This window comes from Mesorhizobium sp. M0340 (assembly GCF_040321535.1).
In the GTDB taxonomy this organism is placed as follows: Bacteria; Pseudomonadota; Alphaproteobacteria; order Rhizobiales; family Rhizobiaceae; genus Mesorhizobium.
In genome coordinates this window covers 1-20606 of record NZ_JAMYRR010000037.1, presented here as the reverse complement: position 1 = coordinate 20606, position 20606 = coordinate 1, and the positions used below count along the sequence as shown (strand labels likewise).

Annotated in this window: 20 protein-coding genes; 11 read left to right on the top strand and 9 right to left on the bottom strand. The window is 62.4% G+C overall.

What is annotated here, in order from left to right:
* Positions 1-302: 302 nt before the first annotated feature.
* The 6 genes from NKI79_RS30545 to NKI79_RS30520 all read left to right on the top strand — a co-directional run bounded on the left by NKI79_RS30545 (position 303) and on the right by NKI79_RS30520 (position 6588).
* Positions 303-1037 (top strand): FadR/GntR family transcriptional regulator, encoded by a 735-nt coding sequence (locus tag NKI79_RS30545; RefSeq protein ID WP_352508833.1) that lies wholly within the window; start codon positions 303-305, stop codon positions 1035-1037.
* The gene (locus NKI79_RS30540; protein ID WP_352806848.1) at positions 1034-2221 is read left to right on the top strand and encodes a PLP-dependent transferase; all 1188 of its coding nucleotides are present in this window, start codon (positions 1034-1036) and stop codon (positions 2219-2221) included. The genes NKI79_RS30545 and NKI79_RS30540 overlap by 4 nt, the downstream gene beginning before the upstream one ends.
* 30 nt (positions 2222-2251) lie before the next feature.
* Entirely contained in the window at positions 2252-3529 is a 1278-nt protein-coding gene (locus NKI79_RS30535; RefSeq protein WP_352806846.1) for an ABC transporter substrate-binding protein, read from the top strand.
* Positions 3530-3744: 215 nt separating this feature from the next.
* Complete coding sequence (locus tag NKI79_RS30530; RefSeq protein WP_254820141.1) at positions 3745-4668, top strand: carbohydrate ABC transporter permease; 924 nt, start codon at positions 3745-3747, stop codon at positions 4666-4668.
* Positions 4668-5516, top strand: a complete 849-nt coding sequence (locus tag NKI79_RS30525; protein WP_352706594.1) for a carbohydrate ABC transporter permease — start codon at positions 4668-4670, stop codon at positions 5514-5516. The genes NKI79_RS30530 and NKI79_RS30525 overlap by 1 nt, the downstream gene beginning before the upstream one ends.
* A gap of 4 nt (positions 5517-5520) precedes the next feature.
* The gene (locus NKI79_RS30520; RefSeq protein ID WP_352806842.1) at positions 5521-6588 is read left to right on the top strand and encodes an ABC transporter ATP-binding protein; all 1068 of its coding nucleotides are present in this window, start codon (positions 5521-5523) and stop codon (positions 6586-6588) included.
* A gap of 169 nt (positions 6589-6757) precedes the next feature.
* On the opposite strand, the gene rpmG is transcribed toward NKI79_RS30520, so the two are convergent.
* From rpmG to NKI79_RS30480, 8 genes are all read right to left on the bottom strand, one after another.
* Positions 6758-6925 (bottom strand): 50S ribosomal protein L33, encoded by a 168-nt coding sequence (gene rpmG / locus NKI79_RS30515; RefSeq protein ID WP_006201775.1) that lies wholly within the window; start codon positions 6923-6925, stop codon positions 6758-6760.
* 135 nt (positions 6926-7060) lie between these two features.
* Positions 7061-7516 (bottom strand): YqfO family protein, encoded by a 456-nt coding sequence (locus NKI79_RS30510; protein ID WP_352806840.1) that lies wholly within the window; start codon positions 7514-7516, stop codon positions 7061-7063.
* 109 nt (positions 7517-7625) lie between these two features.
* Positions 7626-8801: an MFS transporter gene (locus NKI79_RS30505; protein ID WP_352806838.1), complete on the bottom strand. Its 1176-nt coding sequence runs from the start codon at positions 8799-8801 to the stop codon at positions 7626-7628.
* 16 nt (positions 8802-8817) lie between these two features.
* Complete coding sequence (locus NKI79_RS30500; protein WP_352806836.1) at positions 8818-9552, bottom strand: NUDIX hydrolase; 735 nt, start codon at positions 9550-9552, stop codon at positions 8818-8820.
* A 72-nt stretch (positions 9553-9624) separates the two neighbouring features.
* Positions 9625-10077, bottom strand: coding sequence for a DUF983 domain-containing protein (locus NKI79_RS30495; RefSeq protein ID WP_352806834.1), 453 nt, complete (start codon positions 10075-10077; stop codon positions 9625-9627).
* Positions 10077-12383 carry a ribonuclease R gene (gene rnr, locus NKI79_RS30490; RefSeq protein WP_502909871.1) on the bottom strand — a complete coding sequence of 769 codons (2307 nt, stop codon included), beginning with the start codon at positions 12381-12383 and terminating at the stop codon, positions 10077-10079. The genes NKI79_RS30495 and rnr overlap by 1 nt, the downstream gene beginning before the upstream one ends.
* A gap of 6 nt (positions 12384-12389) precedes the next feature.
* The gene (topA, locus tag NKI79_RS30485; RefSeq protein ID WP_352806831.1) at positions 12390-15005 is read right to left on the bottom strand and encodes a type I DNA topoisomerase; all 2616 of its coding nucleotides are present in this window, start codon (positions 15003-15005) and stop codon (positions 12390-12392) included.
* Positions 15006-15451: 446 nt separating this feature from the next.
* Positions 15452-15829, bottom strand: coding sequence for a COG4315 family predicted lipoprotein (locus NKI79_RS30480; protein ID WP_352806829.1), 378 nt, complete (start codon positions 15827-15829; stop codon positions 15452-15454).
* A gap of 14 nt (positions 15830-15843) precedes the next feature.
* Here NKI79_RS30480 and NKI79_RS30475 point away from each other — a divergent pair, with 14 nt between their 5' ends.
* Positions 15844-15981: a hypothetical protein gene (locus NKI79_RS30475; protein WP_352806827.1), complete on the top strand. Its 138-nt coding sequence runs from the start codon at positions 15844-15846 to the stop codon at positions 15979-15981.
* Between the two features lie 54 nt (positions 15982-16035).
* On the top strand, positions 16036-16782 hold the full coding sequence (locus NKI79_RS30470; RefSeq protein WP_352806824.1) for a cytochrome c biogenesis CcdA family protein: 747 nt from the start codon (positions 16036-16038) through the stop codon (positions 16780-16782).
* A 23-nt stretch (positions 16783-16805) separates the two neighbouring features.
* Here NKI79_RS30470 and NKI79_RS30465 read toward each other — a convergent pair whose 3' ends face one another.
* Positions 16806-17639, bottom strand: coding sequence for an SDR family oxidoreductase (locus NKI79_RS30465; RefSeq protein WP_352806863.1), 834 nt, complete (start codon positions 17637-17639; stop codon positions 16806-16808).
* Between NKI79_RS30465 and NKI79_RS30460 the strand changes: the two genes are divergently transcribed.
* From NKI79_RS30460 to glmU, 3 genes are all read left to right on the top strand, one after another.
* Positions 17625-17759, top strand: coding sequence for a hypothetical protein (locus NKI79_RS30460; protein WP_352806868.1), 135 nt, complete (start codon positions 17625-17627; stop codon positions 17757-17759). The two genes, NKI79_RS30465 and NKI79_RS30460, sit on opposite strands and share 15 nt — an antisense overlap.
* A gap of 69 nt (positions 17760-17828) precedes the next feature.
* Complete coding sequence (locus tag NKI79_RS30455; RefSeq protein WP_352806822.1) at positions 17829-18776, top strand: AraC family transcriptional regulator; 948 nt, start codon at positions 17829-17831, stop codon at positions 18774-18776.
* A gap of 129 nt (positions 18777-18905) precedes the next feature.
* Positions 18906-20267: a bifunctional UDP-N-acetylglucosamine diphosphorylase/glucosamine-1-phosphate N-acetyltransferase GlmU gene (glmU, locus tag NKI79_RS30450; protein ID WP_352806819.1), complete on the top strand. Its 1362-nt coding sequence runs from the start codon at positions 18906-18908 to the stop codon at positions 20265-20267.
* The last annotated feature ends 339 nt before the right edge of the window (positions 20268-20606 follow it).

Below are 20606 nucleotides of genomic sequence, written 5' to 3'. Positions count from 1 at the left end.
CCCAAAGAATACCCCATGATGCTCAGGTCCGCCGCATCTCCTGGGTCCGTGGGGTCGGCTGGCCGGCGCTGGCACATAGTGGCCTCCTCGTACCGCTGCCAAACGCCGGCCGGCCCCCAATTTTCAAAACACATCAGGATTCTGCGCCAAGACCCGGAAAACGCTTTGGTTTTGTTGCGACAGCGACAGCGCCCTTTGAAATAGCCGGCTGGGCAGAGCGTATGCGCCCGCAGTCGGTTGACAGGGCCTGTCTTCTATGCAGAAATTGGTTGGACCATTGAGCCATTTGGTGACCCGTTGGCATGACCGAATTCGGCCTTTCCCCCATACAGGCAACTGCTCGCGACGACGCGGTGCTCAAGGCGCTGGCCGGCTTTGTAATGCGGGAAGCTCTCGGGCCCGGCCAGAGACTGCCGACCGAACGCATCCTGGCCGAGCGCCTCAAGGTGAGCCGCAACACCGTGCGCGAGGCGCTGACGCGCTGGGAAGGGCTCGGCCTGGTCGAACGGCGGCAAGGCAGCGGCACCTATCTCAAGGGAGTGGTCTCGCTGGACATGCTGCACATGCCGCTGACGCTGGCCGGCGGCAATGATTTCACCAGCCTGATGCAGACGCTGGAAATCCGCCGGGCACTGGAAGCGGAAGCCGCTGCCCTGTGCGCCGTTCGCGCGGACCAGGCCGAGATCGCCGAGATCGCGCGCAAGCTCGACATTATGGAGCAGGCCTTCCACACCCGCGCAGGGATGTCGGCGGAGGAGGACTGGGAATTCCACCAGTCGATCTACCGCAGTTCCGGCAATCCGCTCTTCGAGCAGATCATCGCTGCAATGCACGAACTGTTCCACCGTTTCTGGGAGCATCCGCTCGGCGTGCGTGATTTCGGCCACGCCAGCTTTCCTTACCACCGCACCATCTACGAACGCATTGCCGCGCACGATCCGGAGGGGGCCCGGGCCGAGGCGCTCAAGCTGATCGCCACCGTCGAGGACGATCTGAAGCGCGGCGCGGCCAAACTCGAACTTTCAGGCCAGAAATGAGCGATCATCCCGCCGGTTTCGAAAACGACTATCTCGCCGAGGCGGCGACGCTTCTCGCCCATGACGAACCTTTCCCCGGCGGCGCGGTAGTGCCGCCGATCTACCAGACTTCGCTCTTCACCTTCTCCAATTATACGGAAATGGCCGATACATTCGCCGGCAGGCGACGCCAGCCGATCTATTCGCGCGGCGACAACCCGACGGTCATGGAGTTCGAGGCGCGTGTCGCCGCTCTCGAAGGCGCGGAGGCCGCGCGCGGCTTTTCCAGCGGCATGGCGGCGATCAGCGCCACGGTGCTTGCTTTCGTCGGTGCAGGCGAGCGCATGGTTGTCGTGCGCAATTGCTACGGCGATGCCTACCGGCTGTTCGAACGGCTTTTGCCACGGCTCAACATCAAGGTCGACTATGTCGACGGTTCCGATCCGGACGCGGTCGCCGCGGCACTCCCCGGCGCCAAGCTGCTCTACCTGGAAAGCCCGACGTCGATGATGTTCGAGCTCCAGGACATAACCCACCTGGCGCGGCTGGCCAAAGAGCAGGGCATCGTCACCACGATCGACAATTCCTGGGCGACGCCGGTGTTCCAGAAGCCGATTTCGCACGGTGTCGACCTGGTGCTGCATTCGGCCTCGAAATATCTCGGCGGCCACAGCGATACCGTCGCCGGTGTGGTGGCCGGTTCGGCTGCCCATATCCGACATATCAACGAGCAGACCTATTCCTATCTCGGCGGCAAACTTTCGCCTTTCGAGGCCTGGCTGTTGCTGCGCGGGCTGCGCACATTGCCGCTGCGGTTGCCGCATCACATGAAGAGCGGGCTGACCATCGCCGAACGGCTGAAAGCGCATGGCCATGTCGAGCGGGTCAACCACCCGGCCTATTCCAACCATCCGGGCAAGGCGACGCTTGCCGGCTATGCCGGGCTGTTCTCATTCGAGGTGACGGAAGACGTCGACATCCCGGCTTTCGTCGATGCGCTGAAACTCTTTCGCATCGGCGTCAGCTGGGGCGGCCATGAGAGCCTGGTCGTTCCAGCAAAGGCCTCGCTCGAGCAGACGCCGGGCCTGAATTCGATGGCGCGCTTCGGCGTCAGCCCGCGAACCATCCGGTTCAGTGTCGGATTGGAAAGTGTCGAAGACCTGTGGGCTGACGTTGCCCAGGCGTTCGACAAAGCAAAAAGATAAATGGAGCCGTTCAAAATGGGAGTGCTGAACATGAAAAAACTGAGCATCCTTCTTGGTGCCGTCGCAGGTCTGGCGATTTCCGCCGGCAGCGTGCTGGCCGATTCCACGGTCAAGATGGTCGAGGTCATCACCAGCCCGCCGCGTACCGAATTCCTCAAGAAACAGATCGCCGAGTTCGAGGCGGCCAATCCGGGTGTCAAGGTCGAGCTGGTATCGCTGCCCTGGGGCCAGGCGTTCGAGAAGTTCCTTACCATGGTGCAGGCCGGCGACACGCCCGACATCGTCGAGATGCCGGAACGCTGGATGGGCCTCTATGCGACCAATGGCCAGCTCGAGGATCTCGGGCCATACATGGCCAAATGGGACGATGCCAAAACGCTGGGCGAGCGTGCCAAGCAGTTCGGCTCGACGGTCGACAACAAGCAGTACATGATCCCTTACGGTTATTACCTGAACGCGCTGTTCTGGAACAAGAAGCTGTTCAAGGAGGCTGGTCTGGACGGTCCGCCGGCGACGCTCGACGAGTTCGTCGAGGACTCCAAGAAGATCTCCGCGATACCAGGCAAATACGGCTACTGCCTGCGCGGCGGCCCTGGCGCCTTCAACGGCATGCACATGTTCATGAACATTGCCGCGGGCAAGGGCGGCTATTTCAACGAGGACGGCACCTCGACCATCAACGAGGAAGGCTCGGTCAAGGGCCTGCAGATGCTCGCCGACATGTACAAGAACGGCCTGGCGCCTAAGGACGCGGTGAGCTGGAGTTTTAACGAGACCGTCACCGGGTTCTATAGCGGCACCTGCGCCATGCTGAACCAGGATCCCGACGCGCTGCTCGGCATCGCCGACAAGATGAGCGCCGACGACTTCGCCGTGGCGCCGATGCCAGTCGGGCCGAGCGGCAAATCCTATCCGACGCTCGGTTATGCCGGCTGGGCGATGTTCGCCAATTCCCAGCACAAGGACGATGCCTGGAAGCTGATGGCAACGCTTTTGTCGCCCAAGGACAATCTGGAATGGGCAAAGGAAGTCGGAGTCATTCCAATCCACAATGGCGCCGACCAGGATGCTCACTTCAGGACCGAGCAGTTCAAAGGCTGGTTCGAGGAACTGAACAACGGCGACAAATACGAGATGGTGACGCCTCCGACGCATCTGGAAAATCTCGGCAATTTCGTCGACCAGGTAGCGATCAAGAATTTTCAGGAAGTGCTGCTTGGTCAGAAGGCGGCAAAGGACGTGGCCGACGAATGGGCCAAGTTCCTGACCAAGGAACAGCAGGACTGGATGGCCAAGAACAAGAAATAGCTTTCCTCCCTTCTCCCCGTTCACGCGGAGAAGGTATCACAAAGTGACGGATGAGGGGCGGCGCCAACCCGTCGTGGCTCGTGTTGCCTCTCATCTGCCTGCCCGTCCCCCGCAGCAGCTGCGCTGCAGCTGCGGAGGGTGGACCGGCATCTCCCCGTAAACGGGAAAGGCGCTGTCGCCAGCCCATGCTTGCCCCAGGAGACAATCCAGCACCCATGACCTACGCCGTGTCCGAAATACGATCCGTCGGCAGGCCGCGAAAAAAGCGGCTATCCCATGCCGCAATCGAGCCCTGGCTTTATCTCAGCCCGGCGATCGTGCTGCTGGTCGTCGTGCTGCTGGTGCCGCTGGTTATCGGTATCGGTTACTCGTTCCGCAAATTCTCCGCTTTCAAATCCGAATATGTCGGACTTGGGCAGTATCAGGCGATGCTGTCGGATCCCGTGCTCGGGCAGGCGCTCGTCAACACGCTGTGGTGGACGGCAGCCAGCCTGTTCTTCCAGTTCTTCCTCGGCCTTGGCCTGGCGCTGCTGCTAGACACGCCGTTCCGGGGCAGAAAGATCGTGCAGGCGGTGGTGTTCCTGCCCTGGGCGGTGCCGTCCTTCCTCTCGGGCCTGACCTGGGCCTGGCTGTTCAACCCGATCATCGGGCCGCTGCCGCATTGGCTCTACGCCTCGGGGCTGAAGACCGAGCCAACCAACGTGCTCTCCGATCCCTCGACAGCCATGTGGGGACCGATCGTCGCCAATGTCTGGTTCGGCATTCCCTTTTTTGCCATCACGCTTTTGGCGGCGTTGAAGTCGATCCCGTCAGAACTGCATGAGGCGGCGGCCATCGACGGCGCCTCGCCGTGGCAACGCTTTACCAAGGTGACGTTGCCGTTCCTGGCGCCAACCATCGTCATTACCGTCATGCTGCGCACGATATGGATCGCCACCTTCGCCGACCTGATCTTCGTCATGACTGAAGGCGGGCCTGCCGGTTCGACGGCCACGGTGCCGGTCTATATCTACGTCAGCGCGTTCAAGTCGCTGGACAAGGGCTATGCCTCCGCTGTGGCGGTGCTGCTGCTTGTGCTGCTCATCGTCTATGCGGTTGCGCTGATCGGCATCCGCCGTTCGCTGGTAAGGCACGTCTGATGATTGCCGGACGCTCCGTCTCCTCGCGCGTTCTCGGCGGCATCGGCCTTTACGGCGCGATCGGAGCCTACATGGCCTTCGCGCTGTTCCCGATCTTCTGGACGTTGAAGATCTCGGTCACGCCGGAGCGGCTGCTCTATTCCGAAGGCATCACTTTCTGGCCGTCGCAAACGACGCTGCAGAACTTCGTCACCGTGCTCGAAGCCACCGATTTTCCGCGCTATTTCCTAAACAGCGTTATCGTTTCGGTGTCGACGGCTGCCTTCGTAACGGTCATTGCCACGCTTGCCGGCTACGCCATGTCGCGTTTTTCGTTCCGCGGCAAGGCGACCCTGGCTATCCTGCTTTTGCTCACCCAGACTTTCCCGCTGGTGATGGTCATTCCGCCGATCTACCGCATCATGGGGCAGATCGGTCTCATCAACAGCCTGACCGGCCTCGTCATCATCTACACCGCCTTCAATACAGCCTTTGCAACCTTCCTGATGCAGTCGTTCTTCGACGGCATCCCGCGAGACCTGGAAGAGGCAGCGATGATCGACGGCTGCACGCGCCTGCAGGCGATGCGCAAGGTGATCGTGCCGCTGACGCTGCCCGGCATGGGGGCGACGCTTGGTTTCGTCTTTACCGCCGCGTGGAGCGAGTTGCTGTTTGCGCTGATGCTGATTTCCAGCGACGACCAGAAGACTTTCGCGGTCGGCTTGCTCACCTATATCGGCAAATTCGCGGTCGACTGGGGACAAATGATGGCGGCTTCCATCCTGGCGCTGATCCCCGTCTGCGTCTTCTTTGCCTTCCTGCAACGTTACCTCGTCACCGGCCTTACCGCCGGCGCCGTCAAGGGATAGATCGATGGCCTCCGTCACACTCGACAAAGTCCGCAAAGACTATGGAGCCGTGCGCGTCCTGCATGCGGTCGATCTCGAAATCGCCGACGGCGAGTTCGTGGTCCTGGTCGGCCCGTCCGGCTGCGGGAAATCGACCCTGCTGCGCATGATCGCCGGGCTGGAGGAGGTCTCCGGCGGCGAGATCCATATTGGCGAGCGCCTGGTTAACGACATTGCGCCAAAGGACCGCGACATCGCTATGGTGTTTCAGTCATACGCGCTCTATCCGCATATGGACGTGTCGAAGAACATGGGCTTCAGCCTGATGCTGAGGAAGGCCGGCAAGCCAGCTATCGAAGCAAGGGTGGACGCCGCCGCCAAGCGGCTCGGGCTCGATGCCCTTCTGCAACGCCTGCCGCGACAATTGTCCGGCGGCCAGCGCCAGCGCGTCGCCATGGGACGGGCCATCGTGCGCGACCCGAAGGTCTTTCTCTTTGACGAGCCGCTTTCGAACCTCGACGCCAAGCTGCGCGTCCACATGCGTGCCGAGATAAAGGCGCTGCACCAGCAATTGAAGACCACTTCGGTCTATGTCACCCATGACCAGACCGAAGCGATGACAATGGCCGACCGTATCGTCGTTATGCATGACGGCCTCGTCCAGCAGGTCGGCGCGCCGCTCGATCTGTACGACCGGCCGATCAACATGTTCGTCGCCGGGTTCATCGGCTCGCCCGGCATGAATTTTCTGCCTGCCGTGGTTGAAAAGGGCGCCGGGCCGGATGCCATCCTGGCCGACGGCCAGAAGCTGAGGCTGCCCGACGGCCTGCCGCTCAGGGATGGCGATGCGATCACCGTCGGCTTGCGGCCCGAGCATATCCGGCTCGCCGACAATGGCGCGCTGAAAGGCGAGGTGGGCGTGGTGGAGCCGCTCGGCTTGTCGACCCAGTTCTATACCAGGCTTGCCGGCCAGCAGGTCTGCGTGTTTGCCATGGGCCGGGCCAGCGTGAAACCGGGTGAAGGCGTGCGCCTGTCGGCTGATCCGGCGTCGCTGCATCTGTTCGATCCGGCAAGCGGCGATCGCATCGACTAGAGCGGTTCCGGTTCTCTTGGAACCGGTAACTCGCTCTAACTATCTGTTTTGCCGCATTTATGCGGACGCCAAATGATTCCATTTGGCTGCAAAATGCTCTAGTCCTGAATTCCCGAAACGAAAAACGCCGCCCGGAAGGCGGCGTTTCAGTACTGCGAGAGAAACCCGATTACTTGATCTTGGTTTCCTTGAATTCGACGTGCTTCTTGGCGACCGGGTCGTATTTGCGGAACGACAGCTTGTCCGTCTTGGTGCGGCTGTTCTTGCTGGTCACGTAGAAGAAACCGGTGTCGGCGGTCGACAGAAGCTTGATCTTGATGTTTGCGGCTTTGGCCATGATGTTCGTCCGTTAATGTTCGTGGAGTTTTGGCCGCTGGAGCACGGGAAACACCCGGACGCGGGAAACTTGCCGCGACACATAAAGAACGCGCCCGGAAAGTCAACCCTTGTCCACGTTTACCCTTGTCCAGGTTCATGCGTCTTCCGTGACTGGCAACACCTTCTTCCAATCGCCCGTCGTGTTCCACCAGCGGTTCGGGTTGGCGCGGTCGTCGAGACCCTTGGAGCGGCTGGCAAGCAGTGGCTGAATGCGGATCACCGGCTCCTGATAGCTGTGAACCTGGTAAATCGCTTCGACGACGCGAGCGGCGAGCTTCTGATCATCGGGCAGTTCGAACGACACCTCGACAGTCCCAGGCCGCCTGCGCAATTCCGTCTCGGCGCCGGCGGCGGCACCTTCAAGCGGCCGGTAGCGTTCGATGCCGTCCGCCGACTGAAAAGCATTGCTGTCATATTTGCCTATTCTGAGCGGCGCGATCGCGACCACCGCTTCCATGATGCGATCGACATCAGCTGCCGGTGCCTGAAAGGTCACCAGCAGCAGCAATTCCATCCGCAGCGATTTCGTTTCAAAGCCACTATCGATCATCCGAGGTCTCCCTGCTTATGCACTTTGGGGAGCATATACTCGAGCCCTCCTGACATGGTTATGTCAGTAGTTGGTCAGCAGTGGGAGCGATGTCGGAAGCTGGACCGACTCAGAGGATTTTGCGGAGCAGCCCGGTGCCGACCAGCACGATATAGCAGGCGAAGAACAGGCCGAGCGCCCAACCGAAGCCCGACGGCCCGAAAGCGTCCATGCCGATGCCGATCGCCTGCGGGCCAAGCACCATGCCGACACCGTAGCAGAGCACGAAGGCGGCGTTGGCGGAGGCCAATTCATGGCCGGAAAGCTGCGAGCCGAGATGCGCCAGGCCGATTGTGTACATGGCAGCGACCACACCGCCCCAGACGAACAGAAGCGCTGCCATCAAATGCCAGTTCTGCGCGAAGAACGGCATGAAGATTGTGCCGGCAAGCCCGACGGTGGCACAGGCCATCAGCAAATACCGGCGGTCGCTGACGCGGTCGCTGATCATGCCGATCGGGATCTGAAGCAGCACGTTGCCGAGGCCGATCATGGTGAGCAAAAGGGCTGCGTCCGCCTCTGAGTAGCCGATGCGGCTACCATAGACGGGGAACAGCGCAAAGCCGCCGGTCTCGACCGCGCCGAATACCAGCACGGCGGCGGTTGCCGTCGGCACCAGCCAGATATAACGCAGGAAATTGCTGGTTTCGCCGTCCGAGACGATCGTCGGGCTCTCGTTGCGTGCCGCCAGCACCGGTATGGCAGCCAGCGTAACCAGCGCGATGGTGACGCCGAAAGGGAGGAAACCGCTACTGCCAAGGTGGGCGAACAGCCAAGGCCCGGCGGCAAAGCCGAGAGACAGCACGGTGGCATAGATGCCGAGGACCAGTCCGCGCCGGTGTGGCGGCGCCGAGGTGCTGATCCAGAATTCCGACAGGATGAACAGCACCGTCAGCGCGATATGCAGCAGGACCCGCAGCGGAAACCACATCCAGAAAGCTGGCGCGAAATGGAAACCGACAAAGGCCAGCGCTCCGGCCGCAATCATGGCAAGCATTGTCCAGGCGACCCCGAACCGCATGGCAAGCGGAGTGGCGAGCGGCGCGCCGGCGATCGAGGCGAGGCCGGCGACCGCGGTGTTGAGGCCGATCATCGACGCGGAGTGGCCGCGCGTTTCAAGGATCACGCTGAGCAGCGGCATGCCGAGGCCGATGGCAATGCCGACGACGCTGATCGACGAGATCGCCGCGACCATCGGCAGCCAGTGTACGCGTTCCTTGCCCTGCGGCTGGATGTCGACTGTCATGGAATGCCTGGCTGCTCTAGAGAATTTCGCGGACGAACCGATTGCGGACAAGCCGGTAGAACGGCACGCGACCGCCGGGGCTCAGCAGCGGATCCTGGGCGAGCCGGGTTTCCAGTTCCTCCAGGACCGTGCGCGTGATGTCTGGGATATCTGCTTGCCTGGCCTTGGCCAGCGGCAGCCAAACGACGTCCTCCAATTCGTTGGTCGGACCGCCATCCGGCAGTTCCACGGCGACATCGTCGCGCCATGCGGCGAGAAAACGCGTATCGAACCGGCGCACCCGGTTGGGCGGGGTGATGGCGCGTGCGACGAAGCGCAGCGCTTGCAGTGATGGGATGACGCCGTGCTCGACAAAACCCTGCCAGTCGCGCTTGGCGGTTGCGAAGACCCCTTTTTGGCCGATCAGCAGGCCGGCCTCCTCATAGGTTTCGCGGATTGCCGACAGGGCAATGGCGCGGGCGCGGACCGGGCTGGTGCGGCCGATGCCAGCGGTCAATCTCGCTTCTTCGTCGGGATGAAGTGCGGTGGCTGTCGGGATGTGGCTGTCGGCCGGATCGGTGCGGCCGCCCGGAAACACGAATTTTCCCGGCATGAAGGCATGACGGGCGTGGCGGCGGCCCATCAGCACCAGGAACTCGTCGCCCTTGCGGTCGAGCAGGATCAGCGTCGCGGCGTCGCGCGGGTGTATAGGCTTGGCGTCGAGCGGGACCCGCTCGACCTTGTCGACTTCCGCCTTGGTCACAACGTCCATGCGCTCGACCTAGCGGAATCTTCTCCGATGCGAAAGTGGCGTCCAGCCATGCCGATTGCGCCAGCCTCGGTTTCAAGCCTCGGGATGCGACTCGATCAGATCTTCGTCACCGCCAAAGCCGTGCATATAAAACGCCCATTGCAAGCCGATGACAGCGCCCTTGACTGGCTGCAGCAGGACGACGGCGAGAATGATGGTCAATGGCACCCAGATGGCGATGTGCTGCCAGGTCGACAGCGTCGAAGTCGCCTCGACACCCATGAAAGCGCCAAGCACGATGTGGCCGACAATGACCACCACAAGATAGGCCGGCAGGTCGTCGGCGCGATGGTGGTAGAGCTGCTCGCCGCAATGATCGCATTTGTCGACGGTCTTGACGAAGGCGCGAAACAGCTTGCCCTCGCCGCAATGCGGGCAGCGGCCGAGCATCCCGCGCTTCATTGCCGTCCATAGCGGCCGGGCGGTCCGGCCCGAGTGATGTTCGCCGCCGAAAACCCGTTCTTCCACCTGCAGTTCTGTTGGCATTACCGTCTCCTGCCGCGGGAGCCTGGACGCGATTGCGACGCCCGGGCGCGGCCTTTGGCCTTGTGGAACGACCGTTTGGAGCCGGGCAGCGGCTTTGGCTCGGTCAGCATCTCGAAACGCATCGCGCCGGCCATCGGCGCCACCTCGATCAGGCGAACCTCGACGCGATCAGCAAGCTGATAGCCCTTGCCGGTGCGTTCTCCGAAAAGCGATCGAGCAGTTTCGTCGTATATATAGTAGTCGCCGCCCAGGGTTGAAACCGGAATGAAGCCATCCGCGCCATACTGCGGCAATTGGACAAACAGGCCCGATTTGGTGACGCCCGAGATGCGGGCGTCGAAGCGGTCGTCGATGCGCTCGGCGAGATAGGCGGCGATCAGGCGGTCGACCGTGTCGCGCTCGGCGGCCATCGCGCGCCGCTCGGTCGCCGAAATCAGCGCCGAGACCTCTTCCAGCCGTTCCGCCTCGTCCTGCGTCAGGCCGCCCGGACCAAGGCCGAGTGCGGCAATCAGCCCGCGATGCACGATCAGGTCGGCATAGCGGCGGATCGGCGAGGTGAAATGCGCATAGCGCTTAAGATTGAGGCCGAAATGGCCGATATTGGCAGGCGAATATTCGGCCTGGCTTTGCGAGCGCAGCACCACTTCGTTGACCAGTCCCTCATTGTCGGCGCCGCGCACACGAGCGAGGATGCCGTTGAACTGGTTCGGCCGCATCTGCGCGCCGCGCGCCAACGACAGGCCTAGCGTCTGCAGGAATTCACGCAGCGATTCCTGCTTGGCAAGCGAAGGCGCATCGTGGATGCGGTAGACCAGCGCCTGCCGCTTCGCCTCGAGTGTCTCGGCGGCGGCGACATTGGCCTGGATCATGAACTCTTCGATCAGCTTGTGCGCATCGAGCCGCTCCGGCACGACGACCTTGTCGACGGTGCCGTCCTGCTTGAGCAGGATCTTGCGCTCGGGCAGATCGAGTTCAAGCGGCTGGCGCGTGTCGCGGCCGCGCTTCAGGATCGCGTAGGCGTCCCATAGCGGCTTCAGCACCGCATCGAGGATCGGGCCAGTCGTGTCGTCCGGTGCGCCGTCGATCGCCGCTTGCGCCTGCTGATAGGCGAGTTTCGCCGCCGACTTCATCATGACGCGATGGAACGAGTGTCTGAGTTTGTGGCCATCGGCCGAGAAAGTCATCCGCACCGCTATCGCCGGACGATCCTGGCCCTCGCGCAGTGAACAGAGGTCGTTCGAGATGCGCTCCGGCAGCATCGGCACGACGCGGTCGGGGAAATAGACAGAATTGCCGCGCTTCAGGGCTTCGCGATCGAGCGCCGTGCCATAGCGCACGTATGCAGCGACATCGGCAATGGCGACGGTGACAACCACGCCGCCGGCGTTCTTCTCGTCGGTGTCGGGCATGGCGAACACCGCGTCATCATGATCCTTGGCGTCGGCCGGATCGATGGTGAGCAGCGGCAGCTCGCGCCAATCCTCGCGGCCGGCAAGCGTCGCCGGCTTGACCGCCTCCGCCTCGGCGATGACGTCGGCGGGAAAAATATGCGGAATGTCGTGTGCATGAATGGCGATCATCGAGACCGCCTTTTCGCTGGTCAGCGAGCCCAACACCGCTAGAACCTTGGCTCTCGGCAGCCCGTAGCGGGAGGCCCGCGCCGGCTCGACCTCGACCAGGTCGCCGTTCTTGGCGCCGTTCTGGAATTCCTTGTCGACGACCAGGTCGGGCTGGCGCCTTTCCACCGGCTCGATGCGGAACGTGCCGTCCTTCAGCACGCGAAAAACGCCGAGAACCGCATCGGTGCGCTTCTCGAATATCTTCATAACCCGGCCGGTATAGGCGGGGCCTGCCGGATCGTCGGTCGGAAAGGTCTTGGCCAGCACGCGGTCGCCGATACCAGGCGTCGGCCCATTGCCGCCGCGCGACACGCGGATCGCTATGACCGGAGGTTCGCCATTGCCGATCGCTTCGGTCGGGTGCGCCAGCAGCACACCATCGGCGTCGCGGCCGAAGATGTCGAGCACCGCGACGTGGGGCAGGGCGCCGACACGGGCGAGCCGCTTGCGCTCCTTGGTCAGCAGGCCTTCATCCTGCAGGTCGCGCAAGACGTCCTTCAGCCAGATACGGTCTTCGCCGCGTAGCGCAAACGCCTTGGCGATGTCGCGTTTTCCGGCGCGGTCCGGATTTTCGGCGATGTAACGCAGTATCTCGTCGCGTGACGGCCGGTAATTGTCCCTGACCTTGGCGCGGGTATCGGCGGTGCGCAGATCGCCGTGGCTTCTTCCGGAGACTTTGCGCGCCAACCCGTCCTATCCCTTTTTCCTGGCCGCCGGTTTTTTGGCTGCAGCCGGTTTCTTGGCAGGCGCGGCCGCTTTGCGGAAGGGCTTCCTGGCGCCATTGCCGCCCTTGGCTTCCTTTTCCGCAATGAGCGCCACGGCATCGTCGATCGTCACCGATTGCGGATCCTTGCCCTTCGGCAGCGTCGCATTGACCTTGCCGAAATTCACATAAGGGCCGTATTTGCCGTCGCGCACGACGATCTTGCCGCCGCCGGAAGGATGCTCGCCAAGTTCCTTGAGCGCAGCGGCTGTGCCGCCATTGCGGCCGCCTTTGCTCTTCAATTGCTTCTCGGCGATCACCGAGACGGCGCGATTGAGGCCGATCGAGAACACGTCCTCGATGCTGTCGAGATTGGCGTAGGTGCCGTCATGCAGCACGAACGGCCCGTAGCGCCCCAGCCCGGCCGAAATCATCTTGCCGGATTCCGGATGCTTGCCGACGTCGCGCGGCAGCGACAACAAGGCGAGCGCCTTTTCATGATCGATCGAATCGGCAGTCCAGCCCTTGGGCAGGCTGGAGCGCTTGGCATCCTTGCCGTCGCCGCGCTGGATATAGGGGCCGAACCGGCCATTGCGCAGCGTGATCTCCTCGGCGGTATAGGGGTCCTTGCCGAGCAATTTGGTGCCGTCTTCGCCACCGCCGTTCTCGCCATTGGGATTGGCGGCGTCGCCAAGCTGGCGGGTGAAGGAGCATTCGGGATAGTTCGAACAGCCGACGAAGGCGCCGAACTTGCCGAGCTTCAGCGACAGGTTGCCGGTGCCGCATTTCGGACAGATGCGCGGGTTCGAACCGTCTTCGCGCGCGGGAAACACCAGCGGCGCCAGTTCCTCGTTCAACGCATCGAGGACGTCGGTGACCCGCAGCTCCTTGATGTCGGCGACGGCGCCGGAAAAATCCTTCCAGAAATCGCGCAGCACGTCCTTCCAGGCGAGCTTGCCGTCGGAGATTTCATCGAGTTTCTCCTCGAGCGATGCGGTGAAGTCGTACTCGACATAACGCTCGAAGAAGCTTTCGAGGAAGGCTGACAATAGCCGGCCCTTGGCCTGTGGCACCAGCTTGCGCTTGTCGATGGTGACGTAATCGCGATCCTCGAGCGTCTTCAGGATCGCCGTATAGGTCGACGGCCGGCCGATGCCCAGCTCTTCCAGCTTCTTGATCAGCGAAGCTTCCGAATAACGCGGCGGCGGCTCGGTGGTGTGCTGGGTGGCGTTGATCGCCTCGCGTGTGAGCTGCTCGCCGGCACGGATCTCGGGCAGGCGGCGGCTTTCCTCGTCTTCCGAATCTTCTTCCTTTTGCTCGATGTAGGCAGCAAGGAAGCCGTCGAAGCGAACAACGGAGCCGACAGCACGAAGCTCGGCGGTACGCGAACCGTTGATGGCCTCGATCTCGACCGTGGTGCGCTCTATCTCGGCCGGCTGCATCTGGCTGGCGATGGCGCGTTTCCAGATCATCTCGTAAAGCCGCGCCTGGTCGGGGTCGAGATACTGCCTGACGGAAGCCGGCGTGCGCATGAAATCGGTCGGACGGATCGCTTCGTGCGCCTCCTGGGCATTCTTGGCCTTGGCGGAATAGTAGCGCGGTTTTTCAGGCAGGTATTTGGCACCGAATTCCTTGGCGATCGCATCGCGTGCGGCAGAGATCGCCTCCGGTGCCATCTGCACGCCGTCGGTCCGCATATAGGTGATCAGGCCAGTGGTCTCACCGCCGATCTCCATGCCCTCATAGAGCCGCTGCGCCACCTGCATGGTGCGGTTGGCCGAAAAGCCGAGACCCGACGAGGCTGCCTGCTGCAGCGTCGAGGTGGTGAAGGGCGGCCCGGGATTGCGCTTGGTCGGCTTGGCTTCGACCGACGCCGCCTTGAAGCTGGCGCCTTCGAGCATCGCCTTGATGTCGTCGGCCTGCGCCTTGTTGGAAATGTCGAGCTTTTGCAGCTTCTTGCGCTCGAAGGTGGTCAGCCGCGCCTCGAAATTTTCCTTGCGTGGCGTGCCGAGAATGGCGGCGACCTGCCAGTATTCCTCGCGGATGAAGCGCTCGATTTCGGATTCGCGGTCGCAGACCAGACGCAGCGCCACCGACTGGACACGGCCGGCGGACCGGGCGCCGGGCAGTTTGCGCCACAGCACGGGCGACAGCGTGAAGCCGACCAGATAGTCGAGCGCACGGCGGGCGAGATAGGCATCGACCAGCGGCGCATCGATCTGGCGGGGATTGGCCATCGCCTCCAGCACCGACGCCTTGGTGATGGCGTTGAAGACGACGCGGCTGACCGGCTTGTCCTTCAGTGCTCGCTTTTGCTTCAGCACTTCCAGGACATGCCAGGAGATCGCTTCGCCCTCGCGGTCCGGATCGGTGGCGAGGATCAGCCCGTCGGCGTCCTTGACCGCCTTGGCGATATCGGCGAGACGCTTTCCAGACGCGGTGTCAACGGCCCAGGACATGGCAAAGTCCTCATCCGGACGCACCGAGCCGTCCTTGGCCGGCAGATCGCGGACATGGCCGAACGAAGCCAGAACCTTGTAGTTCTTGCCGAGGTACTTGTTGATTGTCTTCGCCTTGGCCGGCGATTCGACGACGACGACGTCCATACGGTCTCATATCAGTTGTGATGCGGCAGAAGAATTCCGCTGCGCGCGACGAAATCTCGTTCAATGTGTCGCTCACATGGCCGCGCTTTTGCATCCGGTCAAGGCCAAGCAGTCAAAATGCGGCCCTGCACCGAATGCGCAACCCAACGGCGCGCCATGCGATTTCCGCAATCCTGGACAAGGGAAATGAGCAGCCTATCGCTGGACAAACCCGGCAATTGATCCTGGAGAACGGGACAAATTCTCCCGCGGATATAAGAGAAACATCGAGCACGCGCCAGCCCCGCTTGAACAGATGCTGTGAAGCGCGCAATCGGTAGCCCGGCATTTGCCCGGATAGTTGCAAAGAATTGGCGTGCTGAAAAGCTGGCCGCCGGGCGGTTGGGTCAAGTTCCCAGCGACCAGCCGTGTTACCGCCTGTTACAGCGGATCAGAAGCTCAAAAGCTTAGTCGGCCTTGGCGATATGCCAGACGCCGCCGACACCCTCGCCGGTGACGTCGCCGGCCTTCTTGTCCTTGATGAACGTGTAGAGCGGCTTGCCTTCGTAGGCCCACATCCTGGTGCCGTCGGTGCGGTCGACGATCGTCCATTCGCCCTCGGCCTTGGCGTTGGCGTCAGCCTTCAGCGGAGGCCAATTGGCGGCACATTTGTCGTAACAGTTCGACTTGCCGGCCTCGTCCTTGTCGTAGGTGTAGAGCGTCATGCCGCTGGCATCGGTGTAGATCTTGATGCCGCCGACCTCCGCTTCCTTCCACGCCTCGGCGGCGAAGGATCCGGCAGTGCCGAGCAAAAGCGCCGCCATGCCAATTGCGATCGTTTTCATGGACCTCTCCCTGAATGTTCGAAAAGCGCGCGGAACCGCGACTTCTTCTGATCAACGCTGCCCGGCTGCCCTTTCTTCCCGCGCTGTTCTCCATTGATCCAGGCGACGGCGTCGACTTGCTACCCAATGTGATGGGGGCCACGCGATGGTGATTGGCGGACGGCTGTTGTCGCGGCTATATGCTGCGCAGTCATCGGGAGACGGAAATGGCGTTGGACGTCGGCTATGTCAGTGCGATCGGGGCGGGAGCAATTTCGTTCCTGTCCCCCTGCGTGCTGCCACTGGTGCCGCCTTACCTGTGCTATATGGCCGGCGTGTCCGTCGACGATTTCCGCGGCGAGGCCGGCATTACGGCAAAGGCCGGTGCGCGAGGCGCGCTGGTTAATTCCTCCATCGCCTTCGTGCTCGGCTTCTCGACCGTTTTCGTCGCGCTCGGCGCTGGCGCCTCGACCATCGGCCATCTATTACGGGTCTGGCAGGAGCCGCTGGCAATGGTGGCCGGTGTGCTGATCATCCTGATGGGGCTGAATTTCCTTGGCGTACTGCGTATCCCTTTGCTGTCACGCGAGGCGCGCTTCCAGTCGCAAGGCAAGCCGGCCAGCCTGATCGCCGCTTACGTCATGGGCTTGGCCTTCGCCTTTGGCTGGACGCCCTGTATCGGCCCGGTGCTGGGGCCGATCCTGACGCTTGCCGGCGGTCGCGAGACGGTGGGCGAGGGCGCGCTGCTGCTTGCCGCCTACTCGCTCGGCCTCGGTATTCCGTTCCTGATCGCTGCGCTGTTTTCCGGCGCCTTCATGCGCTTTCTCTCGAAATTCCGCGTCCATCTCGGCCGCGTCGAAAAAGCCATCGGCGCGCTGCTGGTGGTCGCCGGCGTGTTTTTCCTGACCGGCGGCGTGCAGACCATGTCATATTGGCTGCTCGAGAATATTCCGGTGCTGGGGCAATTGGGCTAGGTTTGTAGCCCGACGTGGTCTGTTCAGCCTTCGAAATAGCCCGGCTGGTCGATATCGGCGATGAGCCCGGGGCCGCTCGGCGCCCACCCCAGCAGCGCCTGGGTCCGTTCGCTCGAGGTCGGGACATCCATCGCCGCGAACATCGCGAACCAGCCAAAATGATCGGCGGCTTCTTCCGCGGACTTGGCGAGCACCGGCACGTTCAGGCGCCGGCCGATCACGCCGGCGATGTCCTTGAACGGCACGCCTTCTTCGGCGATCGCGTGATATCGCGCGCCACCGGCTCCATGCTCGAGCGCAAGGCGGTAGACGCGGGCGGCATCGAACCGATGCACGGCAGGCCAGCGATTGAGCCCTTCGTCGATATAGACCGACACGCCCTTCTTGCGAGCGAAGTCGATGAGAATAGGAACAAAGGCGTGGTCGCCCTGGCCATGGACCGACGGAGGAAGGCGGACAACCGATGCGCGCACCCCGCGTGCCGCCAGCGCGGCGGCTGTCGCTTCGGAGGCGCGGGGATACGAAGCGGAAGAGGGGACAGGCGCATCTTCCTCGGTCGCGATACGGCCCCGAGCCTGGAGCGCGGTCCCCGAGGTGACGAGCAGGAGGCGCTCGGAGCCTTCGAGTGCTCCGCCCATCACCTCGATGGCACGCCGGTCCATCTCGCAGTTTTGCGCGAACTTCGAGAAGTCATGGTTGAACCCGGTGTGGATAACCGCATCGGCGGCTGCCGCGCCCCTGCGCAGGCTCTCCACGTCTTCGAGGTCGCCTCGATGCACCTCGGCTCCAGTGGCGGCGAGCGACTTGGCCGATGCCTCCGAGCGGGCGAGGCCGAGCACCTGATGGCCGGCGCCGATGAGTTCTTGAACGACGGCAGAACCGACGAATCCGGTCGCTCCGGTAACGAAAACACGCATCACGACTTGTCCTTGTTCGTTTCTGACCACGACCATTTTCGCGGCCCGATGACGTCGTGATAGGCGCTTGAGGAAATACGATCTATGCGGTAAAGTCCGTATTATCTTCGCAATCGTCCGGAATGACACGTGGATCCTCTTTCAGATGTGCTCTCGCTGCTGAAGCCGCGAAACTATATGTCGGCCGGCTTCGATGCAGGTGGTGAATGGTCGATCCAGTTCCCCGACCAGCAGCAAAGCATCAAGACCGGAGCGGTGGTCTCCGGCCGGTGCTGGCTGTCAGTAGAGGGCGTTGCCGACGCAGTGCGCCTTGAGACGGGGGACTGCTTCCTGTTGCCGAGTGGGCGGCCTTTCCGCCTTGCAAGCGACATGAGTTTGTCGCCTGTTGAAGCCGTCAAGATTTTTCCGCCTGCGCGAGCCGGCGGTGTCGTGACCCACAATGGCGGCGGTGATTTCTTTCTGGTCAGCAGCCGCTTCGCGCTTGGCGGCAATCATGCCGGCATCCTGTTGCGGATGCTGCCAGCCATTGTGCATATCCGCAAAGAGTCGGACAAGTCGGCGCTGCGCTGGTCGGTGGAGCGGATGATGCAGGAGCTGCGCGAGCCACAACCGGGCGGCTTTCTGGTGATCCAGCACCTTGCTCACATGATGCTGGTTCAGGCGTTGCGGCTGCATCTTTCAGAAGGATTGAAAGGTGGCGTCGGCTGGCTCTTTGCCCTCTCGGACAAACAGATGGGCGCGGCGATCAGCGCCATGCATGACGATCCGGCGCATGGCTGGACGTTGCAGGAATTGGCGGAACGGGCCGGCATGTCGCGATCGACCTTTGCACTCAGATTCAAGGAGACGGTCGGCGCGTCGCCGATGGACTATTTGACGCGCTGGCGAATGCTGCTGGCCGGGGATCGGCTGACGAATTCCAGCGATCCCGTCGCCGTCATCGCGCTGTCGCTCGGCTACGAATCCGAAAGCGCCTTCAGCACTGCTTTCAAGCGGGTCATGAACTGTTCGCCACGGCAATACGGCCGTGGCCGAGCCCCCAGCTTCGCATCACGCAACGAGGCGGAAGCCGCCTGAGCCGATCGGCCTGAGCGTGCCGCGGGTTGGAGGTTCCACCGTCTCACCGGAATTTAACCGCATTGGTGCAGCATGGCGCCGGTGCTACTAACGCTCCGATTCCAGATCCCTTTCAACGGTTGCTGTCCCATGAGCCAGAGATCCTGCCTGTCCATCATCCTCGCTGCCGGCGAAGGCACGCGCATGAAGAGTGCCGTGCCGAAAGTGCTGCACACAATCGCCGGCCTGCCAATGGTTGCCCATGTCGTCAAGGCGGCCGAAGCCGCCGGCAGCGGCGATCTGGCGCTGGTGATCGGCCATGGCGCCGATGACATGCGCAAGGCCGCACTCAAGTTTGCGCCCAAGGCCGAAGCTTTCGTCCAGGAGAAACGTCTTGGCACCGCGCACGCCGTGCTTGCCGCGCGCGCAGCAATATCAAAGGGGTATGACGACATCCTGGTGATGTTTGGCGACACGCCGTTGATCGATCCAGAAGCGCTCGCGGCGGCGCGGCTGAAGCTGGCCGAAGGTGCGGCCGTCGTCGTGGTCGGCTTCCGTACGGAAAATCCTTCGGGCTACGGCCGGCTTATCGAAAAGGCCGGCAAGCTCGTGGCCATCCGCGAGGAGAAGGACTGCTCGGACGAGGAGAAGAAAATCACCTTCTGCAATGGCGGGCTGATGGCGGTCGCCGGCAGGCACGCGCTGAAGCTGCTCGATCAAGTCGGCAGCAAGAACGCCAAGGGTGAGTATTATCTCACCGACATCGTCGAGATCGCCGCTGCGCAGGGACTTGATGTCGCAGCCACCGAAGCCAGTTTCGAGAATGCGCTCGGCATCAACAACCGTGCCGAGCTTGCCCAGGCGGAAGGTATCTGGCAGGCGCGTCGACGGCAGGAAGCGATGCTTTCCGGGGTGACACTGGTTGCGCCCGAAACCGTGTTCTTCTCGCACGACACCGAGATCGGCGCCGACACGATTGTCGAGCCCAATGTCTGGTTCGGCCCAGGCGTGAGAATCGCGACGGGCGCCAAGATCCATGCCTTCAGCCATATCGAAGGCGCCACCATCGCGTCGAATTGCGATGTCGGGCCGTTCGCGCGGCTGCGGCCCGGGGCCGATCTAAGAAACAAAGCCAAGGTCGGCAATTTCTGCGAGGTAAAGCAGGCGATCGTCGAGGAGGGCGCGAAGGTCAACCACCTGACCTATATCGGCGATGCCCGCATCGGCGCAGGCGCCAATATTGGCGCCGGCACCATCACGTGCAATTATGACGGGTATTCGAAATTCTTCACCGACATCGGCGAGGGGGCCTTCATCGGCTCGAACTCCTCGCTGGTGGCACCGGTGTCGATCGGCAAGGGCGGCTACATCGCCTCGGGCAGCGTCATTACCGAAAGCGTACCCGACGATGCGCTGGCCTTCGGCCGCGCCCGCCAGCGGACTCTACCCGGCAAGGGCAAGGAGTTGCGCGAACGGTTTGCTTCGGCCGCGGCGGCCCGCAAAAAAGGGTAGGCGCGAAGAGCGGGATCATGTCTTTGACTGATTTCTGGAGCCGTTGGGCCGAGATAGGATACAGAAGCGGAGAAACTGAGCAATTGCAGTAACCGGATTGCAAGTGCGCCCTGTCATGGTGCATCTGTGCAGGATAGTCCGGCTGATACCGGGCGAAATGGAATGTGATTTTTCGCGACAGTCCGGCAGTCTCTAAATAGCGCCGGGTTTGAGGTCGGAATCGGGGGCAAGCGCGATGTGCGGTATCGTTGGAATTGTCGGTAACTCGCCGGTCGCGCCGCTTATCGTCGATGCGTTGAAAAGGCTCGAATATCGCGGCTATGATTCGGCCGGCGTCGC